The organism is Streptomyces sp. NPDC031418, assembly GCF_055581605.1.
The window spans coordinates 136,798-154,726 of record NZ_JBVIJC010000021.1; the positions used below are offsets into that span (position 1 = coordinate 136,798).

Annotated in this window: 23 protein-coding genes; 19 read left to right on the forward strand and 4 right to left on the reverse strand. The window is 73.7% G+C overall.

Features of this window, described 5'->3' with window-relative positions:
- The first annotated feature begins 99 nt into the window (after positions 1-99).
- The 6 genes from ACZ5CZ_RS28795 to ACZ5CZ_RS28820 all read left to right on the forward strand — a co-directional run bounded on the left by ACZ5CZ_RS28795 (position 100) and on the right by ACZ5CZ_RS28820 (position 3,818).
- Positions 100-930, forward strand: a complete 831-nt coding sequence (locus tag ACZ5CZ_RS28795) for an AfsR/SARP family transcriptional regulator (protein ID WP_385846776.1) — start codon at positions 100-102, stop codon at positions 928-930.
- 126 nt (positions 931-1,056) lie between these two features.
- On the forward strand, positions 1,057-1,809 hold the full coding sequence (locus ACZ5CZ_RS28800; protein ID WP_385846774.1) for a thioesterase II family protein: 753 nt from the start codon (positions 1,057-1,059) through the stop codon (positions 1,807-1,809).
- A 38-nt stretch (positions 1,810-1,847) separates the two neighbouring features.
- A complete protein-coding gene (locus ACZ5CZ_RS28805) occupies positions 1,848-2,678 on the forward strand; it encodes an AfsR/SARP family transcriptional regulator (protein ID WP_385846773.1) in 831 nt (276 codons plus the stop codon).
- A 39-nt stretch (positions 2,679-2,717) separates the two neighbouring features.
- Positions 2,718-2,981 carry an acyl carrier protein gene (locus ACZ5CZ_RS28810; protein WP_385846771.1) on the forward strand — a complete coding sequence of 88 codons (264 nt, stop codon included), beginning with the start codon at positions 2,718-2,720 and terminating at the stop codon, positions 2,979-2,981.
- Positions 2,981-3,361: a SchA/CurD-like domain-containing protein gene (locus ACZ5CZ_RS28815; protein ID WP_385846770.1), complete on the forward strand. Its 381-nt coding sequence runs from the start codon at positions 2,981-2,983 to the stop codon at positions 3,359-3,361. Before ACZ5CZ_RS28810 ends, ACZ5CZ_RS28815 begins: the two co-directional genes overlap by 1 nt.
- Positions 3,362-3,371: 10 nt before the next feature.
- Positions 3,372-3,818 carry an anthrone oxygenase family protein gene (locus ACZ5CZ_RS28820; RefSeq protein ID WP_385846768.1) on the forward strand — a complete coding sequence of 149 codons (447 nt, stop codon included), beginning with the start codon at positions 3,372-3,374 and terminating at the stop codon, positions 3,816-3,818.
- A gap of 48 nt (positions 3,819-3,866) precedes the next feature.
- Here the strand turns inward: ACZ5CZ_RS28820 and ACZ5CZ_RS28825 are convergent, their stop codons facing one another.
- Positions 3,867-4,247: a SchA/CurD-like domain-containing protein gene (locus tag ACZ5CZ_RS28825; protein WP_385846767.1), complete on the reverse strand. Its 381-nt coding sequence runs from the start codon at positions 4,245-4,247 to the stop codon at positions 3,867-3,869.
- Positions 4,248-4,408: 161 nt separating this feature from the next.
- Between ACZ5CZ_RS28825 and ACZ5CZ_RS28830 the strand changes: the two genes are divergently transcribed.
- From ACZ5CZ_RS28830 to ACZ5CZ_RS28875, 10 genes are all read left to right on the forward strand, one after another.
- Positions 4,409-4,744, forward strand: a complete 336-nt coding sequence (locus tag ACZ5CZ_RS28830) for a TcmI family type II polyketide cyclase (RefSeq protein WP_385846766.1) — start codon at positions 4,409-4,411, stop codon at positions 4,742-4,744.
- Positions 4,741-5,187, forward strand: a complete 447-nt coding sequence (locus tag ACZ5CZ_RS28835; RefSeq protein ID WP_385846764.1) for a cupin domain-containing protein — start codon at positions 4,741-4,743, stop codon at positions 5,185-5,187. Before ACZ5CZ_RS28830 ends, ACZ5CZ_RS28835 begins: the two co-directional genes overlap by 4 nt.
- Complete coding sequence (locus tag ACZ5CZ_RS28840) at positions 5,184-6,473, forward strand: beta-ketoacyl-[acyl-carrier-protein] synthase family protein (RefSeq protein WP_385846762.1); 1,290 nt, start codon at positions 5,184-5,186, stop codon at positions 6,471-6,473. Before ACZ5CZ_RS28835 ends, ACZ5CZ_RS28840 begins: the two co-directional genes overlap by 4 nt.
- 2 nt (positions 6,474-6,475) lie before the next feature.
- Entirely contained in the window at positions 6,476-7,699 is a 1,224-nt protein-coding gene (locus tag ACZ5CZ_RS28845; RefSeq protein WP_468947182.1) for a ketosynthase chain-length factor, read from the forward strand.
- 18 nt (positions 7,700-7,717) lie between these two features.
- A complete protein-coding gene (locus ACZ5CZ_RS28850; protein WP_468947184.1) occupies positions 7,718-8,179 on the forward strand; it encodes an SRPBCC family protein in 462 nt (153 codons plus the stop codon).
- Complete coding sequence (locus ACZ5CZ_RS28855) at positions 8,176-8,637, forward strand: anthrone oxygenase family protein (protein WP_467549116.1); 462 nt, start codon at positions 8,176-8,178, stop codon at positions 8,635-8,637. Before ACZ5CZ_RS28850 ends, ACZ5CZ_RS28855 begins: the two co-directional genes overlap by 4 nt.
- 33 nt (positions 8,638-8,670) lie before the next feature.
- Positions 8,671-9,423, forward strand: coding sequence for an SDR family NAD(P)-dependent oxidoreductase (locus ACZ5CZ_RS28860; RefSeq protein ID WP_385846757.1), 753 nt, complete (start codon positions 8,671-8,673; stop codon positions 9,421-9,423).
- Entirely contained in the window at positions 9,423-9,743 is a 321-nt protein-coding gene (locus tag ACZ5CZ_RS28865) for an antibiotic biosynthesis monooxygenase family protein (RefSeq protein ID WP_385846755.1), read from the forward strand. Before ACZ5CZ_RS28860 ends, ACZ5CZ_RS28865 begins: the two co-directional genes overlap by 1 nt.
- On the forward strand, positions 9,736-10,044 hold the full coding sequence (locus tag ACZ5CZ_RS28870; RefSeq protein WP_385846753.1) for an antibiotic biosynthesis monooxygenase family protein: 309 nt from the start codon (positions 9,736-9,738) through the stop codon (positions 10,042-10,044). Before ACZ5CZ_RS28865 ends, ACZ5CZ_RS28870 begins: the two co-directional genes overlap by 8 nt.
- A 100-nt stretch (positions 10,045-10,144) precedes the next feature.
- On the forward strand, positions 10,145-11,005 hold the full coding sequence (locus tag ACZ5CZ_RS28875) for an NAD(P)-dependent oxidoreductase (RefSeq protein WP_468947186.1): 861 nt from the start codon (positions 10,145-10,147) through the stop codon (positions 11,003-11,005).
- Positions 11,006-11,031: 26 nt separating this feature from the next.
- Here the strand turns inward: ACZ5CZ_RS28875 and ACZ5CZ_RS28880 are convergent, their stop codons facing one another.
- Entirely contained in the window at positions 11,032-12,639 is a 1,608-nt protein-coding gene (locus tag ACZ5CZ_RS28880; RefSeq protein ID WP_468947188.1) for an FAD-dependent oxidoreductase, read from the reverse strand.
- Between the two features lie 181 nt (positions 12,640-12,820).
- Here ACZ5CZ_RS28880 and ACZ5CZ_RS28885 point away from each other — a divergent pair, with 181 nt between their 5' ends.
- The gene (locus ACZ5CZ_RS28885) at positions 12,821-13,213 is read left to right on the forward strand and encodes an antibiotic biosynthesis monooxygenase family protein (RefSeq protein WP_385846749.1); all 393 of its coding nucleotides are present in this window, start codon (positions 12,821-12,823) and stop codon (positions 13,211-13,213) included.
- On the opposite strand, the gene ACZ5CZ_RS28890 is transcribed toward ACZ5CZ_RS28885, so the two are convergent.
- A complete protein-coding gene (locus ACZ5CZ_RS28890) occupies positions 13,210-13,947 on the reverse strand; it encodes an SDR family NAD(P)-dependent oxidoreductase (protein WP_385846748.1) in 738 nt (245 codons plus the stop codon). The genes ACZ5CZ_RS28885 and ACZ5CZ_RS28890 overlap by 4 nt on opposite strands.
- A 173-nt stretch (positions 13,948-14,120) precedes the next feature.
- Here ACZ5CZ_RS28890 and ACZ5CZ_RS28895 point away from each other — a divergent pair, with 173 nt between their 5' ends.
- Together ACZ5CZ_RS28895 and ACZ5CZ_RS28900 are read left to right on the forward strand one after the other, a co-directional pair.
- A complete protein-coding gene (locus ACZ5CZ_RS28895; protein ID WP_468947189.1) occupies positions 14,121-15,296 on the forward strand; it encodes a nucleotide disphospho-sugar-binding domain-containing protein in 1,176 nt (391 codons plus the stop codon).
- A 25-nt stretch (positions 15,297-15,321) separates the two neighbouring features.
- On the forward strand, positions 15,322-16,179 hold the full coding sequence (locus ACZ5CZ_RS28900) for an LLM class flavin-dependent oxidoreductase (protein WP_468947191.1): 858 nt from the start codon (positions 15,322-15,324) through the stop codon (positions 16,177-16,179).
- A gap of 59 nt (positions 16,180-16,238) precedes the next feature.
- Here ACZ5CZ_RS28900 and ACZ5CZ_RS28905 read toward each other — a convergent pair whose 3' ends face one another.
- Entirely contained in the window at positions 16,239-17,846 is a 1,608-nt protein-coding gene (locus ACZ5CZ_RS28905; protein ID WP_385846744.1) for an FAD-dependent monooxygenase, read from the reverse strand.
- Positions 17,847-17,929 lie beyond the last annotated feature (83 nt).

Sequence of the window (17,929 nt, forward strand, 5' to 3'; positions counted from 1 at the left end):
AAGATCTCACTGTTCCCGGCGCGCTCCCCGTGCCACGATCCCGAATGACCGGACGCACCAGTGGTTCGGCATTCGCGGAACGAGATGGGGGAGCCACGAATGGAAATTCAGGTGCTGGGCCCACTGACCGCTGCCGTCCGTGGAGGGTCCATCGTCCCGACGGCCGCCAAGCCGCGTCAGATCCTCGCGTTGCTCGCGCTGAACGCCAACCGCGTCGTGTCGGTGGCCCAGTTGATGGAGGAGCTGTGGGGCGCGGACCTGCCCCGCAGCGCCGCCACCACGTTGCAGACCTACATCCTCCAGCTGCGCCGGCTGCTGCGTGCCGCCGCCGCCCGCAGCGGCCTGCCCGGTAGCGCCGAGCACGTGCTGGCCACCCGGCACGGCGGATACGTCCTGGAGGCGGCGCCCTCCGCGGTCGACGCGAACGAGTTCGACCGGCTGTCCGCCGCCGGCCACGCCGCGTTCGGCGCGGGAGACATGGAGGACGCCTCCGCCCTGCTCGGCGCGGCCCTGGCGCTGTGGCGCGGCTCGGTCCTCGTCGACGTACGGCACGGATCCCAGCTGCGCATCGAGGCCACCCGTCTGGAGGAGTCCCGGCTCGGGGTGCTGGAACGGCGGATCCGCGCCGACCTGCGGCTCGGCAGGCACCACGAGGTGATCGGCGAACTGTCCGCGCTGACCGGGCACCACCCGCTGGACGAGGCGCTCCACGCGCACCTGATCGTCGCGCTGTACCGGGCCGGCCGCGCACCCCGGGCGCTCGGCGTGTACCGCCAGCTGCGCGAGACGCTGATAGAGGAGATCGGCCTGGAGCCGTCCGCCGTGCTCCAGCACCTCCAGCGGGCCATCCTGCGCGGCGAGCCGGTGGACGACTACGGCCTGGAGGGCGTGGCCCCCGTGATGCCGGTCCGGGGCAGCCTGGCCGTGTGACCCACCCGGTCCTGCGAAGTCCCCTTCGATCGCTTCTCCAGTTCATGTCCAGCGACCTTCCAGAGCCCTTGGCCACCATCGTCTGGCACTGCCTTCCGGTGGTGCCGACGGGGCGAAGGAGGCCGCGTGAACCGGTATTTCGCAGCCAGACCGCGGGACGGGGCGCCACTTCGGCTGTTCTGCTTCCACCACGCCGGGGCCGGTGCGATGGCCTTCGCCGGCTGGGCCGGCCGGATCGGCCCCCAGGTCTCGGTGGTGCCGGTGCGCCTGCCGGGCCGGGAGAACCGGCTCGGTGAAGCCCGGATCACCGATGTCGACTCGCTCTTCGACGAGTTCGACCAGCACCTCGGCCCGCTGCTGGAACAGGGCCCGTACGCCTTCTACGGCCACAGCCTGGGTGCTCTGGTCGCGTACCGCTTCGCCGAGCACCGCATCGGCTCCGGGCGACAGGCGCCCGTCGGTGTGGTGGTCGGCGCCTGCATGCCGCCCGACCTGCCCAATCCGCTGATCGGGGCCCGGCATCTGGACGACGAGGCGCTGCTGGCGCTGCTGTCGTCCTTCGGCGGGGTGCCCGAGGAACTCCTCGGCCGCCCCGCGTGGCTGCGCGAGATGCTCGCCACCACCCGTGCCGACCTCAGCCTCGGCCAGGCGCTGCGCGAGGGAGCCCGTACCCCGTTGCCGTGCCCGATCTGGGCGTTCGCCGGGGAGAGCGACCGGGTCGCCACCCCGGGCGCCGTCGCCCAGTGGGAGCGCTGGACCACCTCCACCTTCCGCTTCCGCACCCTGGCCGGCGGCCATTTCTTCGTCCGCGACGGTGAACTTCCGCGCGTTCTCGGCGAGTTGCTGGCCGATCAGCAGGTGCTCGCCGCCATTGACTGAGCCCGGCACCACCGCGAACCGCGAAGGGAGAAGGCGCTATGGATATCGGCCTGCTCGGCCCGCTCCGGGTCGACCAGTCGGGGGTGTCCGTCGTACCGACGGCCGCCAAGCCGCGCAAGGTGCTGGCCCTGCTGGCCTGCCGGGCGGACCGGCTGGTGTCGGTGGAGTCGCTGATCGAGGAGGTCTGGGGCGAGGACCCGCCGCGCAGTGTCCAGACCACTCTCCAGACGTATGTGCTCCAGCTGCGCGGCTGCATCTCCGCCGCGCTGAACGGGCAGCGGCCCGCCGATCTGCCGCTGGGCTCGAAGAGCGTGCTGGTCACCGAGCCCGGTGGCTATCTGCTCGACACCCAGGGCGGCACGGTGGACAGCGCCGAGTTCGAGCTGCTCGCCCGGCGCGGGCACTGCGCGATGGAGGCCGGTGACTGTGTGACCGCCTCGGCCGTCTTCCGGCAGGCGCTGGCGCTGTCGCGCGGGCCCGCCCTGGTCGACGTGCAGTGCGGCCCGCTGCTGGAGGCCGAGGCACGGGCCCTGGAGGAGTCCCGGCTGAGCATCCTCAGCCGGCGCATCGAGGCCGATCTGCGGCTCGGCCGCCATCACGAACTCCTCGGTGAACTGGCGGGCCTGTGCGCCCAGTACCCGCTGCACGAGGGCCTCCAGGCGCAGCTGATGATCGCCCTGTACCGGGCCGGGCGGCGCAGCACCGCCCTGGAGACCTACCAGCGCCTGCGCACCCTGCTCAGCCGTGAACTGGGACTCGATCCCTCCCCCGAGCTGCGGGAGTTGCAGAGCGCCCTGCTGGAGGCCGACCCGGCCCTCGCCCTGGCACCGCAGAGCCCCGGCTCCACCCGGCTGCTGCGCGCCATCTGAGCTTCGTCCGATCCCATCCCTCCCTCAGGAAGGTGCCCGATGAGCACGTTCACCCTGCCCGAGCTGATCGAGAAGCTGCGCGAGTGCGCCGGCGACAGCGACACCTACGACCTCGACACCGACGACGTCACCGACGTCCCGTTCATCGAGCTGGGCTACGACTCCCTGGCCCTGCTCCAGGTCACCGGTGTCCTCGACCGGGAGCTGGGGATCAAGCTGTCCGACGACGAGGTGATCGCCGTCGAGACGCCCCGGCTGTTCCTCGGCATCATCAACGACGCTCTCGGTCTGCGAGCCGCGTGATGCCGTACGCAGCGATCACCTACCGGGTCAAGCCCGGCCACGAGGACGAGATAGCCGCGATCTTCGCGGACTTCCAGCGGGTCGACACCCCCGACTACACGGCCGAGGACGGCAGTTTCGCCGGGCGGCTGCTCGGTACCGGCGTGTTCGTCAAGGACGACGTCCTGGTCCGGGTCATCCACTACGAGGGCGACTTCGCCGCGGTCGGCCGGCACATGGCCGCCCAGCGCGGAGTGCACGTGCTGGAGGAGCGGCTGGCCCCGTACCTCGCCGAGGAGCGGGACACCAGCAGCGCCGAGGGCTTCGCGGCGTACTTCCGTGACGCCGTCATGCGGCCCATCGCCCAGCTCACCGTGGACACCCATCCGTCCCGGCGCTGAGGGGCGGCCCATGTCCACGACACTGGGCGTGCTGGCGCTGCTCGGCAGCGGGGTCACCGCCGGAGTGCTGTTCGCCGTCGCGCTGAGCGTGCTCCCCGCGCTGTTCGCGATGCCGGTCAGCACCTACGTCTACGCACACCAGCTGCTGGGCCGGAACTGGGACCCGACCATGCCGGCCATCGTCCTCGGTTCGACGCTGGCGGACATCCTGTGGGCGGTGTCCGGCGGCGGGGGAGTGCCCGCCGGGGCGGCGGCCGTCCTGCTGCTCGGGGTCTCCGCCGTGTCCCACCTGTGCAACGTGCCGATCAACCGCCGGGTCAAGGCCGTCACCGACCCGGAACGGCTGCCCGCCGACTGGACGGACCCGCGCCCGCTGTGGCGGCGATGGCATCTGCTGCGCTGCGCCCTCGCGGTGCTGGCGCTCGCCCTCAACAGTGTGGCGGCACTGCACGGCTGACGGATCGGGCCGGCCCCCGGGCAGGGGGCCGGCCCGATCCGCGTACGGTCAGGACGCCGCGGGCACGTCCCGTACCGAGATCTGCGCCACCGTGCGCAGCAGGCTGCGCCGGAAGGTCGCGACGAACCCCTCGACGGTGTCGGTGTCCCGGGGCCGGGTCAGGTACGGCTTCAGCTTGCGTTCCACCTCGCGCACCCCCGGCTGGGACGCCATGTGACGGGCCACCGCGTCCAGGTCGCCCTCGTACTCGATGACCCGCACCAGGGTGTCGTCCCGGAGGAAGACGGCCGTGGCGAGGATGCGGCCGGCGTCCTGCCCGCCCTCGCCCGGCACCCGGTCGGACGGCACACGGCGGAAGGTGCCGAAGATCTCGGCCAGCTCGGCCTCGCAGCCGGGCTTGATGTCGTAGGTGATGGCGGCGAAGGGCATGGGTTCGCTCCACAGGTCGGCGCACCGGACGCCACGATGCCAGCACCCGCGACTCGCGTTCGCCTCAAGTGCCGCGCTTGGACCCGTACTTGAGCCGGTCTCCAGGATCCCCGGGGACAGTCTGGCTGTCGGTGTCGGCACCTATCCGCAGGAGGACAGCAGTGCACCGCACCCTGATCGTGGCCCGGCTGAATCCGGGCAAGGCCGATGACATCGCCAGCATCTTCGGTGACTCCGACGCGACCGAGCTGCCCCACCTGGTCGGTGTCTCCCGACGCACCCTGTTCCGCTTCCACGACCTGTACTTCCACCTGGTCGAGGCCGACCAGGACATCTCGCCGGACCTGTACAAGGCCCGCAGCCACCCGCTCTACCAGGACATCAACACCCGGCTGGCGTCCTGCGTGCGCCCCTACGACCCGGACTGGAAGGAACCCAAGGACGCCATGGCGACCCCGTTCTACGTGTGGACCAAGGACGGGGGGCGGATCCAGTGACCGGCACCGACCGCACCGCAGGCACCCGCACCGTGAAGGTCTCCGCCGGTCAGGTCGAGGCCAACACCCGGCGCGGCGGCGACATCCGGGTCACCCTCAGCCCGAAGACCGTCGGCTGCGCCTCCGGCTTCGGCGGCACGCTGACCCTGGTGGCCGGTGACCACATCACCGAGCACTACCACCCGTACTCCGAGGAGTTCCTGCACGTCGTCGACGGGGAGCTGGAGATGACCCTGGACGGCCGGCCGGTGCGGCTGGCGGCCGGGGACTCGCTGCTGGTGCCGATCGGCGTCCGCCACCGCCTGGTGAACACCGGCACCGCGACGGCCAGGTGCGTCTTCCACCTGTCCCCGCTGGCGCCGCGCCCCGAGCTCGGGCACGTCGACACCGAGGCCGTCCGGGTGCCGGAGGCGGACAACCCCCGGGTGGGGGGCGGCACATGAGCGGCGGCGGCGAGCGCCGGGCGGTGATCACCGGCATCGGCGTGGTGGCGCCCGGCGGCGTCGGCCGGGAGGCGTTCTGGCAGCTGCTCACCGAGGGCCGTACCGCGACCCGCCGGCTCAGCCTCTTCGACCCCGCCAAGTTCCGCTCCCAGGTCGCCGCCGAGGTGGACTTCGACCCGGCCGCCGCCGGTCTCACCGCCCGGGAGATCCGGCGCATGGACCGCGCCGCCCAGTTCGCCGTGGTGTCCGCCCGCGAGGCCATCGCCGACAGCGGACTCGACCTGGCCGCCGTACCCCCCGAGCGGATCGCGGTCGGCCTCGGCAGCGCCGTCGGCTGCACCATGGGCCTGGAGGAGGAGTACACCGTCCTCAGCGACCAGGGCCGCAACTGGCTGGTCGACCACGAGTACGTCGTCCCGCACCTGTACGGCTACATGGTCCCCTCCACGCTCGCGGTCGAGGTGGCCTGGGCCGCCGGCGCGGAGGGCCCGGTCTCCCTGGTCTCCACCGGCTGCACCTCCGGCATCGACGCCGTGGCGCACGCCGTCCAGCTGATCGAGGAGGGCAGCGCCGACGTGGCGCTGGCCGGTGCCACCGACGCGCCGATCTCCCCGATCAGCGCGGCCTGCTTCGACGCGATCAGGGCCACCACCGCCCGCAACGAGGATCCGGAGCACGCCTCCCGGCCGTTTGACCGGGACCGCGCCGGGTTCGTCCTCGGCGAGGGCTCCGCCGTCATGGTGCTGGAGGAGAAGGCGGCCGCCGAGGCGCGCGGCGCCCATGTCTACGGCGAGATCGTCGGCAGCGCCGGACGCAGCAACGCCCACCACATGACCGGCCTGAAGCCGGACGGCCGCGAGATGGCGGAGGCCATCAGCACCGCTCTCGACCAGGCCCGCCTGGACCCGACGGCGGTCGGCTACGTCAACGCCCACGGCTCCGGCACCAAGCAGAACGACCGGCACGAGACCGCCGCCTTCAAGCGGGCCCTCGGCGACCACGCGTACCGCGTCCCGGTCAGCTCGATCAAGTCGATGATCGGCCACTCGCTGGGCGCCATCGGCTCCATCGAGGTGGCCGCCTGCGCGCTGGTGCTGGACCGGCAGGTGGTACCGCCGACCGCCAACCTGGAGAACCCGGACCCGACGTGCGACCTGGACTACGTCCCGCGCACCGCCCGCGAGCACCGCGCCGACGTGGTGCTGACGGTCGGCAGCGGTTTCGGCGGGTTCCAGAGCGCGATGGTCCTGGCCCGGCCCGGGGCGGTCGCCCACGGGAGGAGTTGACCATGTCCACCGAGCAGCCGCCGCCGGTGATCACCGGTATCGGCGTCACCGCGCCGACCGGACTCGGCGTGGAGGCCCACTGGGCCGCCGTGCTGGCCGGCAAGTCCGGCATCGACCGGATCACCCGGTTCGACCCCACCCCCTACCCGGTGCAGCACGCCGGCCAGGTGAGCGGGTTCAGTGCCGCCGACTGGGTGACCAGCCGGGTCGCCCGCGAGACCGACCACTGGACCCACCTCGCCCTGGCCGCCGCCGAGTCCGCCCTGACCGACGCCGGGGCCGACCCCGCCGCGCTGCCCGAGTACGAGATGGCCGTGGTCACGTCCAGCTCCTCCGGCGGCACCGAGTTCGGCCAGCACGAGATGGAGGCGCTCTACCAGCACGAGCCCGACTGGGTCGGCGCCTACCAGTCCGTCGCCTGGTTCTACGCCGCGACCACCGGCCAGCTGTCCATCCGGCACAAGATGCGCGGCCCGTGCGGGGTGCTCTGCGGTGAGCAGGCCGGCGGACTCGACGCCATCGGCCAGGCCCGCCGGCTCACCCGGCGCGGCGCCCGCCTGGTGCTCACCGGCGGCACCGACGCCTCCCTGTGCCCGTACGGCCTGGCCGCGCAGCTGGCCACCGGCAAGCTCTCCACCGTCGGCGACCCGGCCCGCGCCTACCTGCCCTTCGACCGCTCGGCCGCCGGCCACCTGCCCGGCGAGGGCGGCGCGATCCTGGTGCTGGAGAGCGACGCCGGAGCCGCCGAGCGGGGGGCCGGGCAGCGGTACGGCACCGTGCTCGGCTACGCCGCCGGCTTCGACCCGGCCCCCGGCTCCGACCGGCCCCCCGCGCTGCGCCGCACCATCGAGGGGGCGCTCGCGGACGCCGGACTGGACCCCGGCGACATCGACGTCGTCTTCGCCGACGCCGCCGGCATTCCCGCCGAGGACCTCGCCGAGGCCCGGGCGATCAGCGCGGTGTTCGGCCCGGGGGCCGTACCCGTCACGGCGCCCAAGGTGCTCACCGGCCGGCTGTACGGCGGCGGCGCGCCGCTGGACGTGGTCACCGCGCTGCTCGCGCTGCGCGACGGCGTCGTCCCGCACACCCCCGGCGTCGAGCATCTCGCCCCCGGCTGCGACCTCGACCTGGTCACCGACGGACCCCGCACCACACCGCTGCGCCGCGCCCTGGTCCTGGCCCGCGGCCATGGCGGTTTCAACTCGGCAGTCGTCCTCGGACGTTGACGAAAGGCTGGCGCACCCATGGCAGGCCACACCGACAACTCGATCCTCATCGACGCACCCCTGGAGACCGTCTGGGAGATCACCAACGACCTGGAGAACTGGCCCAGCCTGTTCAGCGAGTACGCCGCCGTCGAGGTGCTGGAGCGCGACGGCGCCACCGTCACCTTCCGGCTCACCATGCACCCCGACGAGAACGGCACCGTGTGGAGCTGGGTCTCGCGCCGCACCCCCGACGCGAAGAGCCGTACGGTCGAGGCGTACCGGGTGGAGACCGGGCCGTTCGAGTTCATGGACATCCGCTGGGAGTACACCGCCGAGAACGGCGCGGTGCGGATGCGCTGGATCCAGGACTTCCACATGAAGCCGCAGGCCCCCGTGGACGACGCGGGCATGACGGAGCACCTCAACCGCAACACCGCGGTCCAGATGAAGCTGATCAAGGACAAGGTGGAGGCCGCCGTCCGCAGTGGGTCGCGGTGACCGCCGTCCTCGCACCCCTGGTGGTGCTGTTCAACGGTCTGGGCGCCGGGGTGCTGCTCGGCACCCAGCTCGGCGGCTGGCCGCTGCTCGCCACCCTGCCGCCCGACCGCTACGTCCACGCGCACGCCTTCTTCGCCACCCGCTACGACCCGGCGATGCCGATCTTCCTGCTGGGCACGGTCGTCGGCGACCTGGCGCTGGCGGCCGGCGGCCCGCAGCCCACGGCCCGGCTGCTGTACCTGGCCGGCGCGGTGCTCGCCGCCGCCACCGTCACCATCTCGCTCGTCAAGAACGTCCCCATCAACCGGTGGATCCAGGGCGTCGACCCCGGCCGGCTCCCGGAGAACTTCGCCGAAGTCGACCCGCGCCCGGTCTGGGGCCCGTGGAACCGGCGGCGCAGCGCGCTCGCCGTCCTCGCCTTCGCCGCCAACTGCGGCGCACTGACCGTCCTGCTCTGACGCACCCACCGACCAGTCTCACGGAGGAGACCCATGAACCTGGCCCTGGAGGGCAAGAAGGCCCTCGTCACCGGCGGCACCCGAGGCGTCGGCCGGGGCATCGTGCTCGCGCTGGCCCGGGCCGGCGTCGACGTGGTGACCTGCTACCGGCAGCCCAGCGACTACGTCGGTTCGCTGGAACGGGAGCTGAAGGAGACCGGCGGTGACCACCACGTCCTGCGGGCCGACCTCGGCAGGCCGGAAGAGGTCGCCTCCCTGGTGGAGCGGACCGAGCAGGCGTACGGCAGCCTCGACCTGGTCGTCAACAACGCGGGCACGATCAGCCACATCCCCTACGCCGACCTGCCGGTGGAGGAGTTCCAGCGGATCTTCACCACCAATGTCACCGCCGCCCACCTCGTGATCCAGCACGCCCTTCCGCTGCTGCACGCGGGCTCGTCCGTCGTCAGCATCGGCTCCAAGGCGGTGGAGGCCGGCATCCCGCTGCGCTCGCACTACACCGCCACCAAGGCGGCCCTGGTCGGCCTCAGCCGGTCGCTGGCCAAGGAGTTCGGCGCGCAGGGCATACGGTTCAACGTCGTCGCCCTCGGCGTGGTGGAGACCGAGAACCTGCACCAGCTCCCCGAGGACCAGCAGAAGCTGATGGTCGAGCGCTACAGCGCCAAGACCGCGCTGGGCCGGCTCGGCACCCCGGACGAGGTCGCCGGCGCCGTCCTCTGGCTCGCCAGCGACCTGTCCCGGTACGTCACCGGCTCCACCGTCAGCGTCGACGGGGGGATCTCCTGATGACGTTCCGGGTCACCCTGCGGATGGAGATCAAGCCCGGCGCCGAGCAGGCCTTCGTGGAGGAGTGGAACCGCGGCACCGACGCGGTCACCGGCCACCCGGCCAACCTCGGGCAGTGGCTGTGCAAGGACACCGGCGTGGACGGCGTCTACTGGATCGTCAGCGACTGGCTGGACGAGCCGCGCTTCCGCGCCTTCGAGAACAGCCCCGCCCACCTGGAACACCGGGCGAAGCTGCACCCGTACCGCAGCGGCGGCTCCTTCCACACCATGGAGGTCACCGCCCACATCCCCGGGCCGGCGGCGAGCGCCGATGCCTGAGGTGCGGGTGCTGGTGTACCAGTTCGCCCGCGACGACGACGAGCTGGCCGCCGTACGCGCCGCCTACCACCAGGTCAGCGAACGGCTCGCCAAGGTGCCCGGGATGCTCGGCAACGAACTGCTCAGCCGGCTCCACGACCCGGGCTCCCTCGTGGTGGTCAGCCGCTGGGCGAGCCTGGCCGCCTTCCAGGACTGGGAGGCCGGTCCGGAACACCGCGACGACACCGCGCCGCTGCGCCCCTACCGGGACACCCGCACCGGCACGCCGTTCGCGGTCTACCAGGTCGACGCGGCCTACTGAACGACCCCGCACCCCCGCGACCGCTGTCCCCGGCGTCCGTCCCCCGGCGCCGGGGACAGCCACTGTCGCGGCAACCCACTCCACGAAGGAAGGCGGCACGATGAGCCCCACCACTCTGGCCTTCATCGGACTCGGCAGCATGGGCGGCGGCATGGCACACCGCCTGCTCGGGGCCGGGTACCGGCTGACCGTCCACAACCGGACCGCGGCCAAGGCCGCACCGCTGCGCGCCCAGGGCGCCGTGGTCGCGGACTCCCCGGCCGAGGCCGTGGCGGGCGTCCGCACCGTGCTGCTCAGCCTCAGCGACGAGGCCGCCGTCGAGAAGGTGCTGTTCGGCGAGGTGGTCCCCGCGCTGGAGCCCGGCAGCACCGTCATCGACACCTCCACCGTCTCCCCGGAGTACGCCCGGCACAGCGCGGCCCGGCTCGCCGAGGCGGGGCTGCGCCGGGTCGAGGCGTGCGTCGTCGGCAACCCGCTCCAGGCCCGGGAGGGCCGGCTGCGGGTCTTCGTCTCCGGCGACGACACCGACATCGAGGCGGTGCGGCCCGTGCTGGAGACCATCGGCTCCGAGGTCGTGCCGCTCGGCGCGCCGGGCGCCGCCGCCACCGCCAAGCTGATCCTCAACCTGCTGCTCGGCGCCCAGGTCGCCGCGCTCGCCGAGGCGGTGACGTACGGCCAGCGGGCCGGCCTCGACCGGGACCGGCTGCTCGCGACCATCGCCGGGACCGGATTCAGCTCCGAGGTCATGCGGTTCCGTGCCGAGCTGATGCGCAAGGGCAGCTACCGGCCGGCCTTCTTCCGCTCGGCGCTGATGGAGAAGGACCTGCGCCTCGCCGTCACCGACGCGGCGCGGACCGGTGTCGAGATGCCCGTGCTCGACACCGTCCGGGCCCGCTTCGCCACCGTCGTCGAGGCCGGCGACGGCGACGGCGACGCCGCGGTCCTGATCGAGCACATCTGAGCCGGACCGGCCGCCCCGGGCGGGTGTCAGCGGCCGAGCATCCGGGCGAGGGCGGCGTGCAGGGTGTCCCCGGCGCCGTCCGGGGCCCCGGGGGAGCGCCAGGCCACCACCCCGTCCGGGCGCACCAGCACCGCCCCCGCGTCCGTCGTGCCGTACGCCTTCGCCCAGGTGCCGTCCGGGTCCTGGTACGCCCCGGCGCCGCCGATGCCGTACACCCGCAGCGGCACGCCGAGGCGCCGCGCCGCCGCCTCGGCCACCGCCGGCCAGCGTCCCGGCCGGGAACCCGTCAGCAGCACCGGGCCGTCCCCGAACAGGTCCAGGGTCGAGCACTCCGCACCGTCCCGCTGCAACGGCACGTGGGGGGCCCGGGTGCCGGGCAGGCCCCGCGGATCGGTCACCCAGACGTCGCCGTCCACCGCGTAACGCCAGCCGAACCAGAGGGTGATGTCCTCCACGAGGCCGGGCGGCAGCACCCGCCGGGCCCCGCGCCTCCCGCCGCGCGGCCGGTCCCGCTGGCGCAGCACCGCCTGGTGCACGGTGGCCGCGCCGAGGGGCCGGCGTTCGGCGTCGTAGCTGTCGAGCAGCTCGGGGGAGGCCTGCCCGGCGAGCACCGCGGCCAGTTTCCACGCCAGGTTGTGGGCGTCCTGGACACCGCAGTTGGAGCCGAAGGCGCCGCTCGGCGGCATCACATGCGCGGCGTCCCCGGCGAGGAAGACCCGGCCGGCCCGGAACCGGCGCGCCACCCTGGCGGCCGCCTCCCACGGCACGGTGCCCAGCACCCGTACGGCGAGATCCGGCACGCCCGACGCGGCCCGCACCAGCTCGACGCACCGCTCGGCCGGGAAGGCGGCGAGCACCTCCTCGGCCGTGCCGGGGCCGTCGGGGCCGAGGATGACGTCCAGCCGCCATTCGCTCGCGTTGTCCAGCGGGATCAGGGCGCCGCGGACCCGGTCGTTGAACGTGTAGCACATGACGAACCGCCGCTCGCCGAGCTGCTCGGCGAGATCGGCGCGGAAGTGGATCGCGAGGAAGCGGCCCAGCCCGCCCGTGCCGTCGAACGGGATGCCCAGCCGGTGGCGCACCCCGCTGCGGGCGCCGTCGGCCGCCACCAGATAGCGCGCCCGCAGCCGGCTCGTCGTACCGTCCGCGCCGTCGCGCACCAGGGCCGTCACCCCGTCGGCGTCCTGCGTGCACGACACCAGCTCGCTGCCGAAGCGGAACTCGGCCCCGGCCCGTGCGGCGGCCCGGCGCAGCACGTTCTCCAGCTCGTTCTGGTGGCACAGGCACCAGCTCGTGGGCGACAGCGCGCCGAGGTCGGAGGAGACCTCGCGGTAGTACTCCTCCTGGAACGCGCCCAGTTCCGGCCCGGCCAGCGACCTCGCCAGCCGCAGTCCGCTGTTGCGGGCCAGCGCCCGCGCGGACGGCAGCGCGCGCAGCTCGGCCTCCAGCCCGGCGGCGCGCAGCAGCTCCATCGAGCGCGGGTTGACGCCCCGGGTGCGCGGGTGGGTGGACAGGCCCGCGCGCTGCTCCACCACCAGGCAGGCCACGTTGCGCCGGGCGAGGAAGAGCGCCGTCGACAGCCCGACCAGGCTGCCTCCGACGACCAGTACGGGTACCTGTGGCTGCTCGGTCATCCGGAATCTCCTCCGCGGGGGGTGTCGGGGGGCCCGAGGATCGGCGCGGGGCATCGAGGACGGCTCAAGAGGAGCCCCATCGAGCGCGATTCGAGTCGCGCCGGGCAGCCTGGCAGCGCGGGCGGGCCGGCAAGACCCGCCCGACGAGCGGACGAGCAGCACGAGCGAGGGGAGCGTGGAGATGACCGAGCACGCGCGGGGGCCGGTGCGGGTGGTCCTGCGGATGGAGATCGCCCCCGGCCGGGAGGCGGAGTTCGAGGCGGTCTGGCTGGAGATCGGCACGATCATCGCCCGGCAGCCGGCCAACCGGGGCCAGGTGCTGGTCCGCGACGAGGAGCAGGACCGGCCCGTCTACCACGTGTTCACCGACTGGGCCGACGAGGCGAGCTTCCGCGCCTTCGAGCTGAGCGCGGAGCACGTCGAGCACCGGCGCAGGCTGCGCCCCCTGCGCACGGGCGGTGCCATGACCGTCACCCGGATCGTCCACGACCTCCGCCCCGCCCCCCTGGTCCCGGCCCCGGACTCCCGCACGCCCTCGGCGGGGCGGCGGGAGCCCGCGGACCGGATTGCCTAGACCCCGCCGTCGACGTTCAGCGTCACCCCGCTGATGTACGACGAGGTGTCGCCGGCCAGGAACAGCACCGCGCCGGCCACGTCCTCGGGCCGGCAGATCCGGCCGAGGGCGGTCATGCCGACGATGCGGGTGACCGCCTCCGGCGGCAGCCCGGCGCCCGGCTCGGTCTCGGTCAGGCCGGGCGCCACGGTGTTGACGCGGATGCCGCGCGGCCCCAGCTCCTTGCAGAGCGCCCGGGTCAGCCCGATCAGCGCGGCCTTCGACGCCGTGTAGTGCACCCCGCGGACCCGGCCGCGCAGCGCCACCGACGACCCGACGTTGACCACGGACGCACCGTCGGCCAGCAGCCCCAGCGCGGCCTGCGTGACCAGGTACGCCGAGGTGACGTTGGCGTCCATCACCCGGTGCCACTCCTCCTCGGGCAGCTCCTCGAACCAGACCTGCCCGTCCACGCCCACGTTGTTCACCAGCGCGTCCAGGCCGCCCAGCGACTCCCGCACCCGCTCGGCCAGCTCCGCCGCGCCCTCGCCGGTGGTCACGTCGGCCCGGACCACCAGGTGCCCGTCACCGGTCTCCTTCAGTTCGCGCACCAGCGAGTCGGCGTCCGCGCCGGCGGTGCGCGAGCACACCACCACGCGCGCCCGCGCACGGGCGAACGCCAGCGCCGTCGTCCTCCCGATGCCCCGCGTCCCGCCGGTGACGAGTACGCGCTTGCCCGCGAGTCCCTGATCCATCCGAGTTCCCTTCCGCTGCCGTCGTGCCCGGGCCGTACAGGGCCGTGCCACCCTCCCGCGCCGTTCTCGCGAACTCCTGGACGGCAGCTCGAGCAGGCCGCGATCCATCCGAGAGCCCGATGAGGGACCTTCCGGACCGTCAGCTGAACCTCAGAAGAGGGTGGGGCGGATCGATGCGGGTACTGTTCACGACCTGGGCGTGGCCCTCGCACCTTTACGGGCTGGTCCCGATGGCCTGGGCCTGCCGGGCGGCCGGACACGAGGTGCTGGTCGCCGGCCAGCCGGGGATCCACGACGAGACCGTCCGGACCGGACTGCCCGCGGCGACGGTCGGGCACGACGTGGACGCGGTCGGGCTGGTCCGCGGCTATCTGCTGCCCTCGCGGACCGTTCCCGCGCCGGCCGCTCCGGCCGGACCCGAGGGACGCGGCCCGCGCGCCCTGCGCATGTTCCACGCCCACGCGGACTCCATGGTCGACGACCTCACCGCGCTGGCCCGCGACTGGCGGGCCGACCTGGTGGTGTACGAACCCACCGCCCTGGCCGGCCCGATCGCCGCCGCCGCGGCCGGGGTCCCGGCCGTGCGGCTGCTCTACGGCACCGACCTGATGCTGCGCGCCCGGACCCTGCTGCCCGACGTGCTCGCGCCGCTCGCCGCACGCAACGGCGTGGATGCCTTCGACCCGTTCGGCGACCTCACCGTCGACCCGTGCCCCGACGAGTTCCAGCTCCCGGCGGACCAGCGGCGGCTGGCCGTGCGCTACGTGCCGTTCAACGGGCCCGGCGCCAACGCCCCGGCCGCACCGCCCCGGCCCGGCCGGCGCCGGGTGGTGGTGACCTGGGGCCACACCATGGCCCGGCTGTCCCCGGCGCACTTCTTCGCGCCCCAGGCGGCCCTGGCCGCCCACGGCCCGGACACCGACGTGGTGCTGGCCGTCTCCGCCGACCAGGTCCCGCTCCTCGGCGACCTCCCCGCCGAGATCACCGTCACCGTGGACACCCCGCTGCACCAGCTGCTCGCCGACGCCGACCTGGTCGTCGCGCACGGCGGCGCCGGCACCGTACTGACGGCCCTCCAGGCCGGCGTGCCCCTGCTGCTCGTCCCCCAGCTCCCGGACCACGCAGGGCACTCGGCGCGGGTGCTGGCCACCGGCACCGGCGAGGTGCTCAGCCGTGACGAGGCCGGCCCGGACCGGCTGCGGGGCGAGATCCGGCGGCTGCTCGAAGGCGGCCAAGAGCGCGCCGCCGCCCGGCGCCTCGCCGAACGCAACCGGGAGCGGCCCGCCCCCGCCGACCTGGTCGCCGCGCTGGAGCGGCTCACCGACACGCGGGCGGCAGCCGTCCGCTGAGCGCACACCAGAAGGAGAGAGAACCGTGGAGATCGGACTGGGTCTGCCCACCACCGTCCCCGACATCGACGGCCGCACGCTGCCGCAGTGGGCCCGCCGTGCGGAGGAGTGCGGCTTCGCCAGCCTCGGCGTTCTGGACCGGCTGGTGTACGCCAACTACGAGCCGTTGATCTCGCTCGCGGCGGCGGCGGCCGTCACCGAGCGGATCAGACTGCTGACCACCATCCTGATCGCGGCCTACCGGGGCGACACCGCACTGCTCGCCAAGCAGGCCGCCACCATCGACGCCCTCTCCGGCGGCCGGCTGGTGCTCGGGGTCGCCGCCGGCGGCCGGGAGGACGACTACGCCGCCACCGGCACCGGCTACCGGGACCGCGGGGCCCGCCTGGACGCCGCGCTCACCGAACTGCGGGAGATCTGGGCGGGCCGCGGCAAGGTCCCCGGCATCGGCCCCGCCCCGGTCCGCCCGGAGGGCGTACCGCTGCTGGTCGGCGGCCACTCACCGCGCGCGATGCTGCGTTCGGCACGGTTCGGCACCGGCTGGATCGCGGGCGGCAACTCCGTCACCGCGTACGCCGAGTTGGTCCGCCAGGCGCGGCAGACCTGGATCGACGCGGGCCGCACCGAGCGCCCGCGGATGGTGGCCATCCTCTACGCCCACCTCGGCCCGGACGCCGCCCGTGTCGCCGGTGACTACCTGCGCGCCTACTACTCGTTCGTCGGCCCGAAGGCCGAGCGGACGGCCGCCGGCGTCCTCACCGACCCCGGACGCATCCGCGACGCCGCCCAGGCGTACGCGGAGGCGGGCTGCGACGAGCTGATCCTGCTGCCCTGCACGGCGGACCCCGCACAGGTGCGGCTGCTGGCCGACGCGGCACTCTGAGTGCGACGGCCGAGGGGCCCGCTCCGGGATTTCCGGAGCGGGCCCCTCGGCGTGTGCGGTCAGCGCAGGCCGGCCGACCGGCCCAGCGCGTCCGCCAGCACCTGCCCGGCGTCCGCGCCGCCCGGGCCGGTGGCCCGCCAGGCGACGAAGGCGTCCGGGCGGACCAGCACGGCACCGCCGGCGCCGACCCCGTACGCCTCGGCCCAGTCGCGGTCCTTCGGCCGCAGCTCGCTCGCCGGGCCGACGCGGTGCACCCGCAGCGGCACGCCGAGCCGCTCGGCCGCCGCGACCGCCGCCTCGGCCCAGGGGGTCCCGGCGTCGTCGGTGAGCAGCACGTACGCGTCCCAGAACAGGTCGATGGTGGAGACGATCGCGCCGTCGCGCTCGACCCACACGTGCGGGGCGCGGGTGCCCGGCTCCCCGGTGAGCCGCAGCTTGGGCGTGAGCACCGGGCCGGTGGTGTCGCTGACGATCGACGGCGAGGTGTACCGGTAGCCGAGCGTGATGATGATGTCGTCCACCATCTCCGCGTGGTCCTGCTCGGTGGCGTGGCCGTGCCGGATCCGGTTGCGGACCATCGCCTGCGCGGCCATCGCGGAGCCGACCGCGTGCCGCTCGTCGTGGTAGCTGTCGAGCAGTCCGTCGCCCGCCCAGCCCTTGAGCACGGCCGCCAGCTTCCAGGCCAGGTTGTGGGCGTCGTGGATGCCCGTGTTGGCGCCGAAGCCGCCCGCGGGCGGGTGCAGATGGGCGGCGTCGCCGGCCAGGAAGACCCGCTGGGTGCGGAACCGCTCGGCGACCAGCTGGGCGCCCTGCCACGGCACCTTGTCGACGATCTCCACCGCCAGGTCCGCCTTGCCCGCCGCGGTCCGGACGATCTCGACGCAGCGCTCGTCGGTGAAGTCCTCCGGCTTCTCGCCGCGCTCGGGGTGGTAGATCGGCGCGGCCAGGTACGGGTCGCAGCCGTGCAGCCGGGACAGCCCCATCAGGGTGCCGTCGACCTTCGCGTAGCAGAGGATGAACCTGCGGCCCTTGAGCACGGTCTCCAGCTCGGGCGCCTTGAAGTAGATGCTGAGCGCGTTGAACACCGTGCCGCGCCCCTCGCGCTCCACCCCGAGGTGCCGGCGGACGCTGCTGTTCGCGCCGTCCGCGCCCACCAGGTAGTCGGCGCGGATGGTGAAGCGCCGGCCGGTGGCGTTCTCCTCGGCGACCGCGGTCACCCCGTCCGCGTCCTGGGTGAACTCCACCAGCCGGGTGCCGAACCGGACGTCGGCGCCGAACTCCCGGGCCTTCTCCACCAGCACCTTCTCGTACCGGTCCTGGCCGCAGCCCATCACCCGCTCCGGGCTGACGGTCGGGCCGTCCAGCGACGGCGACTCCAGCACCACGGCGTCGTCGATGTCGGAGAACGTGTCGACCTGGATGATGCCGCCCTCGAAGTAGGGGTGCGAGTCACCCATCTCCAGCGCCCGGATGTCCGCGGAGATGCCGGCCGCCCGGAACAGCTCCAGGGTGCGCGCCTGGAGGCCCGGGGCGCGGGGCAGCAGCGAGGTGCCGTCGCGCTTCTCCAGCACCATGGTGCGGATCCCGTGCCGCCCGCTGAACAGGGCGGTGGAGAGGCCGACCGGCCCCGCTCCCACGATCAGCACAGGGATGTTCACGTCATACATGCGTGTCCCCTCATGAACAGACGAACAGTGCCGGTTGATCCGCCGCACTGCGACCGGACCAAGAGTTACCGGCGGTGCCTCGA